This window comes from Sutcliffiella horikoshii, from assembly GCF_019931755.1.
GTDB classification, from domain to species: Bacteria; Bacillota; Bacilli; order Bacillales; family Bacillaceae_I; genus Sutcliffiella_A; species Sutcliffiella_A horikoshii_E.
In genome coordinates this window covers 4,027,009-4,039,771 of record NZ_CP082918.1, presented here as the reverse complement: position 1 = coordinate 4,039,771, position 12,763 = coordinate 4,027,009, and the positions used below count along the sequence as shown (strand labels likewise).

Below are 12,763 nucleotides of genomic sequence, written 5' to 3'. Positions count from 1 at the left end.
AAACAACTACTACTTTATTGTTATCGGAGGCTCGGCGCTATGAGAAACTTGAAACCAATCATCGTACTCACTTCTATTCTATTTGTCATGGTATTAATGGTACCAACGTTATTAGTCATGCCGTTTGTCGATAAGGAAAGCGGCCAATTAGCAGAAGAACTCCAACCGAATCAGCAAATCCAAAATCAAGTGGAACCAATCGATTCTCCGATTGATGTAGCGGTGTATCGTCACAAGCAGGAGATGATCGAAAACATACCGCTTGAGGACTACATTGTGGGCGTGGTTGCTTCAGAGATGCCTGCGGACTTTGAACTTGAAGCGCTAAAGGCACAGGCACTGGCAGCACGGACGTATATCTTAAGGCAGCTGATGGCGGAAGAAAAACTTGGCACACCAGAAGGCGCGGATGTCACAGACACCGAACAGCACCAGGTGTATAAAAGCCCAGAAGATTTAAAAGCAGCTTGGGCAGCCGAAGACTTTAATTGGAAGATGGAAAAAATAAAACAGGCGGTCGCAGAAACAGCGGGATCCGTCCTTACCTATAATAATGTACCAATTGATGCTAGCTATTTCTCCACCAGCAACGGCTACACAGAAAACTCAGAAGAATACTGGCCAAACGAAATCCCATATTTGCGAAGTGTAGAAAGCCCGTGGGATGTGGATTCTGAAAAATACTTAAGCCAAGTATCCTTACCGGTACAAGAGTTTCAGTCCAAACTTGGGGTAACCCTGGGAAGTGACGGGTCGGTAGGGAAGATTATCGCACGCACCACGGGTAATCGCGTGGAGGCGGTAGATATTAATGGGAAGAAGCTAAGTGGCAGGGAAGTGCGTGACCTTCTTATGCTGCGCTCCAGTGACTTTACCTGGGAGCGCAAAGGAGACAACATCGTCATCACCACCAAGGGCTTTGGCCATGGAGTAGGGATGAGCCAATACGGAGCCAACGGAATGGCCCTAGAAGGCAAAAACTACACCCAAATCATCTCCCACTACTACAAAGACGTCCAAATCGCCAGCGCCGACCAATACATCAATAAGGTGACAGCGAAGAGATAGAATGATAAGAAAAAAAGAAAAAATTACCCTTTGGGGGTCAGACCCCCAAAGGATTTTCCCTCTTCGTGTCGAATAAAGGTTCACCTGTCAGACCCCGGCTCCTGCCGGGGTCTGACCCTTTTTCAAAACTTTTTTCCATTTCCATGCATAAAACCCTCTCGATTGAAGGAAAATAAGCATTTCAAAAAAATTTTCACCGCGGATGTATATTATTCTGTGAATCTGTTCAGAATGATTGCTGAGGTGATGATACAATGAGAGAGGAAGAAAAGAAACGGACTTCTCAAAATTCAAATTGGCAACGCTTAATGAAAAAGCGTTGGGTGTTCCCAGCAATCTATCTTGGGTGCGCGGCAATCATTTTGACAGCGGTTTTAGTATCCCAATCAGGTAATGAATCAGAAGGTAATCCAGGAAACCCAGAAGGGCAAGGAACTAACATTTCTTATGGTGATCAAGATTCCATGGAAGTGAACAGCCCGGTAGAAAACTTTGTAATGCCGGTAACAGACGTTAACTCTTCTGTCATCCAAAGACCATTCTGGGATGCAAACGCATCTAAAGAAGAGCAAGAAGCAGCTTTCATTGAGTACAATGGCATTTACCAACCAAACACAGGTATCGACATTGCAATGAAAGACGGAGAAACATTCGAAGTAGTCGCTTCTTTAAGTGGAACTGTAACGCATGTTGAAAATGATCCTTTACTAGGAAACGTCGTAGAAATTGAGCATTTGGATGGTGTAAAAACAATCTATCAATCACTGACTGACGTACAAGTCAAAGTCAACGATTTCGTAGAGCAAGGTGAAACAATTGCCAAAGCACACACAAACCAACTGAACAAAGACGCAGTACACGTTCATTTTGAAATTCGCAAGGACAACGTAGCAGTGAACCCTAGCAGCTTTTTTAACAAACCAGTAACTTCCCTATTAGAGGAAGAAGGACAAGCTTCTGAAGAAGGAAGCGAGCCTGCTGGTGAACAAGAAAAAGAAGAAACTCCAGCAGAGGGCGAAGACAAGCCTGAAGACGGAGAAGACAAAGACGGCGACGAAGGATCTTCTGACGAAGAAGAAGAATCCGTTAGCTATCTAACATAATCTAAAGTCTTGTTAATAAAATATATGCTAGAACGATAAACTCTATTGAGCCAAAGAGCAGCTTACAAACGGGAAACATACTCCGGAAAGCTGCTCTTTTTCTATACAAATTTTTATCTGCTTCCACCCAAAACCAGGAATAAAACCAAGCCTCCGCGGGTATACTAACAATACCGATACACAAACAACACAACAGCGCAAAAACAAGAGAATGTCAAAACCGCCAAACGCAGGTACCGTTTGGCGGTATTTTTTTGTCTTCAAGCAGTCTCCCTTCGGAAATTTTCACCTAAGTCTTAACTCCTGTTTTTAAAATTCTCAAATTAAAATAACTAGATACAACTACTTCCCAAACCACCCTATTTTGTAAGTACAATGTCACAACACCCCTAAAAATCCTCCCTTTCCCAGTCTTTTTCCCTAGTCCCATTCATTTCCTTTTTAAAAAACAGAAAAAAGGAAATTAAGAACAAATGGAGAAATTGGTAGGCAGACTGAGTAAATAGTTTTGAAGGGAGAGATACAGCAAGGTGAATTTAATAATGAAAACGGTATCATTTACACCTAACCATGCAGAAGCCGTTCTAGATGCATGGAACCATTCCATGGGATTCATACTGCCGATTACACCAAGGTTATTCAAACAGAACACGACCGATGAGCGTAGCTTTTGTCCGCATAGCAGTTTTGCAGCTGTCGAGAATGGCGAGGTGGTTGGTGCGGTAATCGCCAAAAGGTGGCCAGGGGAAACGTTTGGGTATCATCCGGGCGGAGATGTTGGATGGATCAATTTCCTTTTTGTAAAAGAAGGATGGCGCGGCAAAGGGATTGGCAGTCAATTATTGAAAGAGGCGGAAGATAGCCTCAGAGAGCAAGGGTGCGCAAGGATTCACCTTGGAAGAGATGTGCAGCACTTTTTTCCGGGAGTTCCGCTCGAGTTAACGGAGTCAATCGACTGGTTTAAAGAAAAGGGCTATCAATCTGGTGAAGTTGTTTTTGATATGATTCAAAAGATGGAGGAGTGCTTAACCGACTTATCCATCCCCCAAGATCAGAATTTTCACTTCAAAAGAGGGCAAAGCGGAGAAGAACCGGCACTCATTCTTTTTTTACAAGAAGCATTTCCTGGCCGTTGGGAGTATGAGGTGCGCAGCCTGTTTGAACGAGGTGGGACGGCAAGGCAATTTGTGCTGATATGGCAAGGTGATAGAGTCAGAGGGTTCTGTCGGATAAATCGTCCGGAAGATGCTGTGATTGGCTCCAATGTCTACTGGAGTGAGCTTTACAAGGGAAAGGCAGTGGGCGGAATCGGACCACTTGGCGTTTCTTCACAGGTTCGGAAAAGCGGACTTGGCTTGAAAATTGTCAAACAGGCAATGCAGGAGTTAAAAGAGGACGGAGTAGAGGTCTGGATGATTGATTGGACTACGCTCGAATCCTTCTACAACAAGCTTGGATTTGAAAAGTGGAAGCAATATCTTCACATGTCTAAGTGAAATTTTTTTTGACTGTGTTGAAATTTAATTTCATGAAAATAAAATAATTTTGACACTTAGTATCGTCGTATTCATGCGGATGCACTTCATGATTCCATTTACCTATTTTTCCTCGATTTACAATTTCTTTAATAAACTTTCACATCGGGTTAATCAATGACAGGTAGTGTTTACGTTGATGGCGGATTTTAGGTAGTTTGCAAGAATCTTGTCAGATCAAAGTTACATAGGGGGAATAAGAAAATGAGTAGGATGAAAAAGCCATTTTTAACATTATTCATTTGGATGTTAGCGCTTCAAACGATGCTTGTACCGGTTGGAACAGGCACCATCCAACAGCCGGCAATCGAAACCTTTGCAGCGGAACAACAGTCGCAGGAATTTTCGCTTGGACAAGTAATTGAGCAGGAAAGGCTCCAGATTGCTTCCGGTGTCGCAAAGGAAACGATGACCTTTATCAGTGACCGAGGCAGGCAGGAGGCGTTCATGATGGATATAGATCTCCAAAACCCTGCAATCAGCATCCAGGCAGGCTTACCGAACGGAAGTGTAGCAGCAATGACGACCGTCCGTGAGCAGGCAAACGCAGCATCAACAGACGGCCGCCGTGTCGTTGGTGCAGTGAACGGAGACTTTTTTAACACTTCCACCGGCATTCCTATCGGAAACGTCATTCACAACGGACAAATTCTTAAATCCTCAACAAGAGAAACATTTGGGATCACAGAAGACGGGCAGGCGATCATCGGTTACCCAAACCCGAGCTTTACCCTTCAAATCGGTGATGCCACTCATCAGATCCATCACCTAAATGATGTTCGCCAGTCGAACCAGCTGGCATTATACTCACCAGAAAAAAATGAAACCAGTACAAACGAACATGGCACAGAAGTGGTGCTTTCCAATATTGAAGGAAACGTACACCAGCCCGGCACAGCCAAGGCTACGGTGGAAAAAGTAATTAAGAACGTTGGAAACGAAACAATACCACAGGGCAAGCTTGTCTTATCTGGCCATGGAACAATGGCTGCTGTCCTGAATAATCTTCAGGCAGGACAAGAAATTCAAATTAACACGGCAGTGGCTGAACAATGGCAGACGGTAACAGAAGCAATCGGCGGCCAGTATGTCCTTGTCAAAGAAGGCCAAAAAACGAACCTGGTTTCAAATGCCTTCACAACAGCCGTGGCACCAAGAACAGCCGCTGGAATTAAAGCGGACGGCTCTGTCTTTTTTATCATCATGGATGGCAGACAGCCCGGCTACTCGGAAGGAATCACCGTATTTGAACTGCAGAACCTAATGTATGAACTAGGTGCAGTCGAGGCGCTTAACTTTGATGGCGGCGGCTCCTCCACATTCGTCGCGCGCGAACAGGGAGAAGAAGAATTATCGGTATCGAACATCCCTTCTGACGGAACAGAACGCGGCGTAGCCAATAGTTTACTAGTTGTCTCCACTGCCGAAACTGGCTCACTCGAACAACTTGCAATAAAACCGAGCTCCGGCCTGATGCTTGCGGAATCTGCATACAATTTCGGTGCAAAAGGCATGGATGCAAACTACAACCCAGTACAACTGGAAGAAACAGTTTCTTGGACGGTTTCTGACTCTTCTTTAGGAGCGGTTAACGAAGATGGCACCCTGACAGCAGGTCCAGCCGCAGCAAGCGGTAAAATTATCTCAACTTCGGCAGGCGGTGCTCTGGGCGAAGCAAATGTAACCATTGTCGACGAGCTTTCAAGCCTTACTTTTAACCAGCAGGCCTTGACTGTAAAAAGAGGGGAAACGGCTGAGCTAAAAGTGACTGCACTATCTGGCGGCCGTCATGTTCATCATGATCCTGCCAATCTATCATGGGAAGTGGAAGGAAACATCGGACATGTGGACGAGCAGGGCATATTCCATGCAACGGAGGAATCTGCTCAGGGGAAAATCACGGTAAGCTATAAAAATGTATCAGACACGATGGACGTTCAAGTAGGCAAACTGCCAACCATCCTGGAAACCTTCGAGGACGGTATCGACCATTGGACATTCAGTGGAGCGCGCTATAACTCTATCTCTATTAATCAGACAACCTATCCAGAACCAGCTCGTTTCGGCGATCATGCTCTACAGCTGAATTACGATTTTACAGGTACCATCGGAACATCCGGAGCCTATGCGCACCCAAGAACGCCAATCGAGCTGGAAGACTATCCGGAAGCGATCGGAATGTGGGTGTATGGCGATGGAAAAGGACATTGGTTGAGAGCACAACTGAGGGACGGCAACAACAGCCCCATCGCACTCGACTTTGCCAGAAATATGGACTGGACAGGCTGGAAATACGTTGAAGCGGCAGTTCCTCCAGGCAGAGCCCTTCCTTTGAAAATGGACCTGCCAGTTCGCCTCATGGAAACAGACAATAATAATAAAAACGCTGGTACCATCTATGTGGACAATATCAGAGCGGTCTATGGGGAAACGAATGATGATTTAGAGAATCCAATCATCTCAGAATTCAATCCTGCAGCTGACAGTATGATAGATTCTACCGATTACTCCATCAGCGCAATCCTTGCCGATGAGCAAACAGGCATCAATCCCGAGCGCGTATGGATGCACGTTGACGGAGTAGAAGTGGACGCAAGTTACCAGGAAGAAGCCGGGGAACTACTATTTTCACCGGACAAGCCATTATTAGATGGAACACATCAAGTAAAAATCACGGCACAAGACAATTTTGGCAATGAAACGACGGAAATTTGGCAATACGAGCAACATGCAGGACAGCCGGGCGTTACCCTTGACTATGAAAATAATGCGTTCATCGGAAAAGATCACCCAATCACCATTCAGGCAACACAAACAGAAGAAATTAGCGGCATCAGCCTTAAGTTATCTGCAAATATTCGTGTAAAAGAAATCGTCCTAGACCCATCCATCACAGAGGAGCAGATTGTAAAAAAAGAAACAAATAAAAACGGAGAAATTTTAATAGAATTAAAGGATCTAACAACTTCCGTCACGGAAATCGGAAAAATAATGTTCTCCATCCCGAAAGATGCAAATGGTAACTTAGAGTTGAGCTATCACGAAGGTGCAGTGACATTGAAAGACGAAGAGGTTGCAACGCCGCTGTTTCTCCCTAATGTACAGCAAACTCTTAAAGCAGCTCTTACAATTTCTGTAGACCGCGCTTCTGTAGGCTTCCCGGCTGTCATTCAAGTCAAAGATCAAGATGGCCAACCAGTCGGAGGTGCAGATGTAAAAGCATGGGACTCCGAAATGAACGGAGAAGTATTGCTTGGAAAAACAAACAACGATGGTAAGTTGCAAACAAAGGAACTTACAACAGAAGCAGGCATCCGTCACATCCAAGCTGAAAAAGAGACCCAATACAGCTTTGTAAAAGAAGTGAATGTCTTAAAACATTTAGGTGGCATGTCCCCTAAAAAAGTAAACGTCACGTTCAACGGCAACAAAAATCAACGTAACGTGAACTGGACTACATCACCACTTGTAACAGACTCCGTTCTGGAAATGGTGGAATACTCTAAGTTTGAAAAGAATGGATGGGAAGGAAGCAAGCCTAGGACAATTAATGGTGAAAGCAATCCACATCCAATGAACGAAGGCGAGCTGCAAGTCCATTCGGTCACCGAGAAAGGTCTAAAGCCAGGCACCTTATATGCGTACAGAGTCGGTGACGGAACGGAAGAAGGTTGGAGTGAAACGGCCACCATCTCCTTACCTGCACCAGGAAAAGGTTCTGACGATTTCAATTTCATCCTTATGGGGGACATCCAGGCAGCACCAAACCAATCGGAAACAGGGTTCGGCCCCTTCACCGACGTTTATAAAAAAGCAAAATTCGACTTCCCAGACGCAAGCTTCATGATGCAGGTTGGGGACTTAATAGATGACGGAAACCTTTACAACCATTGGTCCGAATTCTTCAAATCAATCGAAGATCCGTCCCTATCCGCGTCCACGCCAATTGTAACAGCGGTGGGGAATCATGAAAATATCGGAAACGGAGTAGATACATTCAAACAATTCTTCCGCATGCCGCAAAACGGCCCAGAAGAATTTAAAGGAACCGTCTACTCCTTCGATTACGGTGATGCACACATCGCCGTCCTGAATACAGAAACGGATAAAGATGGATTAATCAAACAAACAGAATGGCTGAAAGAAGACATGGCCGACACCGAAAAAAAATGGAAAATCGTCATGTACCACCGCTCTCCATACTTCTCCAATCCACAAGGTGGAAGCGGCAATGTGCAGGAAGTCTTCCCGAAAGCATTCGATGAAATCGGCGTAGACCTTGCAATATCTGGACATGACCATGCATACGTAAGAACTCAACCGATGAAAAATGGAGAAGCGAATGACGACGGCACCACCTACGTCATCGCAGGATCTGCAGGCGGCAAATTCTACGCAGCTGTCCCGCAACCATACATGGACGTCATATTCGAAGAAAAAACCCAAATCTACTCCAACATCTCCGTCACCCAAAACGGCATCACCATCACAGCCAAAACCAGAGACGGACGCACCATTGACCAGCACACGATAGAAAAGAAATAATAATGAAAAAGTGAAAAAGTGAAAAAAAACACCTTTAGGGGTCAGACCCCTAAAGGTGTTTTGCACTTCATGTCGAATAATATATAAGTTGGCCCACTGCATGCCAATTCCCCGACAACATGACCTCCGCACTTTCCGCTAAGCACGCCAACAACAAACCCAAATCCCACCCTCGAAAGGAGCACCATCCGCCATGCCCAGAAACCCAAGAATGTGGTTCCCCGGAGCCATGTACCACGTCACCACACGAGGAAACCGCCGCAGCATTATCTTCTTTGAACCGAAAGACTACCACACCTATAAGCGCATCCTCCTCGAAATCAAACACAAATACCCGTTCAAACTGCATGCCTACTGCCTTATGACCAACCACACGCACCTGCTCATCGAAACCGAAACGACCAACATCAGTCTCATCATGCAAAAAATCAACACCAAATACGCCCAATACATCAACCGCAAATACAAACTCACCGGCCACCTCCTAGAAGGCAGATTCAAATCCAGCATCATCCACGACATCGACTACCAAATCGACGTCAGCAAATACATCCACCTGAACCCAGTGGCCGCCCAAATGGTCCACAACCCCGAAGACTACCCATTCAGCAGCTACAAGCAATACCTCTACAACAACCAACACGACCCACTCGTCAGCACCAAAGACATCCTGAAATACTTTTCCACCACCCACCACGAAGGCTCCTACCCACAATACGTCAACACCCCAAACACCCGAATCCATTTCACCCCCAACAACAAAGCCAAATTTCTTATTTTGAAAAAATAAAGAATATTACGTATAATAGAAAATAATTCGCATAACGAAATAATAGGGGGATCAACAAATGACACTCAAAATCGACTATCTCAACAACCCATATCCATCCCAGCGCAACACCGTATTCGCGCAAAACGGCATGGTTGCCACATCTCAGCCGCTAGCCGCACAAGCCGGCCTCGACATCCTGAAAAAAGGAGGAAACGCCATTGACGCAGCCATTGCCACCGCAGCCTGCCTGACCGTCGTGGAACCAACCTCCAACGGAATCGGCGGCGATGCATTTGCCCTCGTTTGGACTAAAGGGGAGCTCCACGGCCTCAATGCAAGCGGCCCAGCACCACAATCCATCTCAATTGAAGCGGTAAAAGAAAGAGGCCACGACACCATGCCAAAAATGGGCCTCATCCCAGTCACCGTTCCTGGCGCACCATCCGCCTGGGCAGAGCTATCCAAGAAATTTGGCAAACTATCACTCTCAGAAGTGCTGCAACCTGCCATCGACTACGCAGAAAAAGGCTACCCAATCTCGCCAACACTCGGCAAGTACTGGAAGGGCGCCTACAATGCCTATAAAAAATTCTGCACAACCGAAGAATTCACGCACTGGTTCGAAACCTTCGCACCAGACGGCCGTGCACCTGAAATCGGTGAAATTTGGTCCTCACAAGGCCACGCTGACACCCTAAGACAAATCGGCGAAACAAACGGAGAAGCTTTCTACCGCGGCGAACTAGCCCATAAGATTGCAGACTTCTCCAAGCAGCACAACGGTTTCCTTACATACGACGATCTGGCAGCCTACCAACCGGAATGGGTGCAGCCAATAAAGGTTAACTATAGAGGCTACGACGTCTGGGAAATCCCGCCGAACGGTCAGGGGATCGTTGCCCTTATGGCACTCAATATGCTAAAAGAGGACACCTTCACTGAACGCGACAGTTTTGAAACCTATCATAAACAAATCGAAGCAATGAAACTCGCATTCGCTGACGCCAAGAAATACGTTTCAGATACAACGACCATGACCCACACCGCAGAAGAATTGCTGTCAGATTCCTTTGCAAAAGAAAGAAGGGGCCTCATCACCGACACAGCTCTTACGCCAGAACCTGGAACCCCGCCAAAAGGAGGAACCGTCTATTTGGCTACTGCCGATGGGGAAGGGAATATGGTATCCTTTATCCAAAGCAACTACATGGGCTTCGGATCAGGAGTCGTTGTACCAGGAACAGGCATCGGCCTGCAAAACAGGGGACATGATTTCTCTCTTGACCCAGAACACGAAAACGCGCTGGCACCAGGGAAGAAGACATACCACACCATCATTCCTGGCTTCCTGACAAAAGACAATGAAGCAGTCGGACCGTTCGGCGTCATGGGAGGCTACATGCAGCCGCAGGGTCACATGCAAGTCGTTATGAACACCGTCGACTTCCACCTCAACCCGCAGGCTGCCCTGGACGCACCAAGATGGCAGTGGATGGAAGGCAAAACCGTACACGTCGAGCACCACTTCCCGCAACACCTGGCCCAAGCACTCCAACGCAAAGGCCACAACATTCAAATCACACTCGACGGAGGCAGCTTCGGCCGTGGCCAAATCATCTGGCGCGACCCACAAACCGGCACCCTCACCGGAGGAACCGAACCAAGAACCGACGGCTGCATCGCAGCGTGGTAGAGGGATAAAGAGGTAAATTGATAAACAATTAAAGAGGGGTCTGACCCGCTCTCCGTTAAAGCACTAAAGAACTAAAGAGGGGTCTGACCCTCACTCCACTAAAGCACCAAAGCAACGTAGAGCCAGTCAGCCCCTCCTCAAAAAGGAGGGAACCACCACACCATGAAGCAATGGGACTTATTTATCGCATTCTTCCGTGTTGGGATGCTCGGTTACGGCGGAGGTCCGTCCAGCATCCCGCTTGTACATAAAGAAGTAGTAGGCAAGTACAGATGGCTCTCAGATGATGATTTCTCTGACATCCTCGCGCTCGCCAACACGCTACCCGGACCCATCAACACCAAGATGGCCGGCTACATCGGTTACCGCGTCGGAGGCTATACAGGCATGATGAACGCCATCCTAGCCTCCACCATCCCGACCATCATACTGATGATCGTCCTGCTCACCACGCTTACAAGCTTCAAAGACCAAGCGTGGGTACAAGGTATGACCAAAGCAGTTCTGCCTGTTGTCGGCGTCTTACTTGCCGTCCTGACATGGGACTTTCTATCAAAATCACAAAAAGGACTAGGTTGGCCCATCGCCATCTTCCTAATCCTAGCTAGTTTCCTATTCATCGAGATTCTCGGCATCCATCCAGGAATCGTCATTGCACTATTACTTGCAGCAGCAGTTCTGAAAAAAGACAAACCAAAACCTGAAAAAGGAGGAACCCAGTCATGATGATCTATTGGGAGATTTTCCTCGCCTTTTTCATACCGGGCATCCTGGGGTACGGCGGAGGCCCCGCATCCATTCCATTAGTGGAAAACGAAGTCGTCCACCGCTACGGCTGGCTGTCGGTCTCCGAATTCAGTGAAGTACTCGCACTCGGAAATGCCTTACCCGGTCCGATTGCAACCAAAATGGCCGGTTATATCGGCTACGAACAAGCTGGTATCCTAGGCGCAGCAGTCGGCGTATTCGCCACTGTCGCACCATCACTCATCCTGATGATTGCACTCATGAGCCTCCTATATAAATTCCGAGACTCACCAAAAGTAAAACGAATGTCCAACTACGTGCGACCAACCATCGCACTCCTGCTAGGTGTCATGGCCTTTCGATTCTTCGCTGAATCCTACGAAGCAAGCGGCACCATCCAAACAGTGTTTCTAATTATCGCAAGCTACCTACTTCTTGAAAAATGGAAAGTGCACCCCGCCTACGTCATTGTGGGAGCATTAACTTACGGAGCAATATTACTTTGAATAAGCAGGTGGGACGGTTCACTAGTTCCTTCGAACATCGATCTAGGCGCCAAAACCGTCCTTCCGCTTCCCAAATATAAGGAGGTCTTCCATCATGACCAAAACCCTACTTCTAACAGGTTTCGAACCGTTTTTGAATTTTAAGATCAATCCAACAGAGGAGATTGTCAGGGAATTGGACCAACAGATAATTGGTCAATACCAAGTCGTGAGCCGAGTGCTGCCTGTTGATTTCACCGAATCGGAAAAGTTGTTATTGGAGTATATGGAGGAGCTACAACCAGATGCCGTGGTTTCCCTTGGGCTTGCTGCGGGTCGGGCGCACATTACACCGGAGCGAATTGCAATCAATTGTAAGGATGCTGGTGGTGCGCCTGATAATAATGGAGTTGTGCTTCAGGATGCACCAATCAACCCAGATGGCCCCGACGGCTACTTTTCCACCTTGCCGATCCGCGCGATGGTAAACCATTTAAATGAAAATAACTTTCCTGCAAAAATATCTAATACAGCAGGGACCTACCTATGCAATAACGTCATGTACGCGGCCCTGCACAAGCTGGCGCAAAAGGGAGCAGGTGGAGCGGCTAACCCTACTGATACAAATGAACCGAACATAGCCCAAATCCCGGCAGGATTCATCCACATTCCAGCCTCACACCAGCTCGCGACCCAGCTCAACAACACACCAAGCTGGTCCCAGGCAGACCTGACTGCAGCGATCAAACTGACAATTGAAGCGATGTGAGTGAAGGGAACAATCAACGCAAAAAAACCTGTACTCCATATGGAAT

General features: G+C 46.9%; 9 protein-coding genes. All 9 read left to right on the top strand.

The features are described 5' to 3' along the window. Positions 1 to 39: 39 nt before the first annotated feature. The 9 genes from spoIID to K7887_RS20540 all read left to right on the top strand — a co-directional run bounded on the left by spoIID (position 40) and on the right by K7887_RS20540 (position 12,717). The gene (gene spoIID, locus K7887_RS20580) at positions 40 to 1,068 is read left to right on the top strand and encodes a stage II sporulation protein D (RefSeq protein ID WP_223491479.1); all 1,029 of its coding nucleotides are present in this window, start codon (positions 40 to 42) and stop codon (positions 1,066 to 1,068) included. 254 nt (positions 1,069 to 1,322) lie between these two features. Then, positions 1,323 to 2,171, top strand: a complete 849-nt coding sequence (locus tag K7887_RS20575) for a stage II sporulation protein SpoIIQ (protein ID WP_223491478.1) — start codon at positions 1,323 to 1,325, stop codon at positions 2,169 to 2,171. Between the two features lie 542 nt (positions 2,172 to 2,713). Continuing rightward, complete coding sequence (locus K7887_RS20570; RefSeq protein ID WP_223491477.1) at positions 2,714 to 3,667, top strand: GNAT family N-acetyltransferase; 954 nt, start codon at positions 2,714 to 2,716, stop codon at positions 3,665 to 3,667. 243 nt (positions 3,668 to 3,910) lie between these two features. Then, on the top strand, positions 3,911 to 8,251 hold the full coding sequence (locus K7887_RS20565) for a phosphodiester glycosidase family protein (RefSeq protein ID WP_223491476.1): 4,341 nt from the start codon (positions 3,911 to 3,913) through the stop codon (positions 8,249 to 8,251). 193 nt (positions 8,252 to 8,444) lie between these two features. Continuing rightward, complete coding sequence (locus tag K7887_RS20560; RefSeq protein WP_223491475.1) at positions 8,445 to 9,041, top strand: transposase; 597 nt, start codon at positions 8,445 to 8,447, stop codon at positions 9,039 to 9,041. 70 nt (positions 9,042 to 9,111) lie between these two features. Continuing rightward, on the top strand, positions 9,112 to 10,716 hold the full coding sequence (locus K7887_RS20555; protein ID WP_223493721.1) for a gamma-glutamyltransferase family protein: 1,605 nt from the start codon (positions 9,112 to 9,114) through the stop codon (positions 10,714 to 10,716). A gap of 162 nt (positions 10,717 to 10,878) precedes the next feature. After that, a complete protein-coding gene (locus tag K7887_RS20550) occupies positions 10,879 to 11,442 on the top strand; it encodes a chromate transporter (RefSeq protein WP_223491474.1) in 564 nt (187 codons plus the stop codon). Then, positions 11,442 to 11,969 carry a chromate transporter gene (locus K7887_RS20545; RefSeq protein WP_029326646.1) on the top strand — a complete coding sequence of 176 codons (528 nt, stop codon included), beginning with the start codon at positions 11,442 to 11,444 and terminating at the stop codon, positions 11,967 to 11,969. Before K7887_RS20550 ends, K7887_RS20545 begins: the two co-directional genes overlap by 1 nt. A 94-nt stretch (positions 11,970 to 12,063) precedes the next feature. Then, on the top strand, positions 12,064 to 12,717 hold the full coding sequence (locus K7887_RS20540; RefSeq protein WP_223491473.1) for a pyroglutamyl-peptidase I: 654 nt from the start codon (positions 12,064 to 12,066) through the stop codon (positions 12,715 to 12,717). Positions 12,718 to 12,763 lie beyond the last annotated feature (46 nt).

Bases quoted from the DNA above. Each gene is read 5' to 3' on its own strand.
- K7887_RS20565 (WP_223491476.1), top strand. From the start codon at position 3,911: ATGAGTAGGATGAAAAAGCCATTTTTAACATTATTCATTTGGATGTTA.
- K7887_RS20540 (WP_223491473.1), top strand. From the start codon at position 12,064: ATGACCAAAACCCTACTTCTAACAGGTTTCGAACCGTTTTTGAATTTT.
- K7887_RS20550 (WP_223491474.1), top strand. From the start codon at position 10,879: ATGAAGCAATGGGACTTATTTATCGCATTCTTCCGTGTTGGGATGCTC.
- K7887_RS20570 (WP_223491477.1), top strand. From the start codon at position 2,714: ATGAAAACGGTATCATTTACACCTAACCATGCAGAAGCCGTTCTAGAT.
- K7887_RS20545 (WP_029326646.1), top strand. From the start codon at position 11,442: ATGATCTATTGGGAGATTTTCCTCGCCTTTTTCATACCGGGCATCCTG.
- K7887_RS20575 (WP_223491478.1), top strand. From the start codon at position 1,323: ATGAGAGAGGAAGAAAAGAAACGGACTTCTCAAAATTCAAATTGGCAA.
- spoIID (WP_223491479.1), top strand. From the start codon at position 40: ATGAGAAACTTGAAACCAATCATCGTACTCACTTCTATTCTATTTGTC.
- K7887_RS20560 (WP_223491475.1), top strand. From the start codon at position 8,445: ATGCCCAGAAACCCAAGAATGTGGTTCCCCGGAGCCATGTACCACGTC.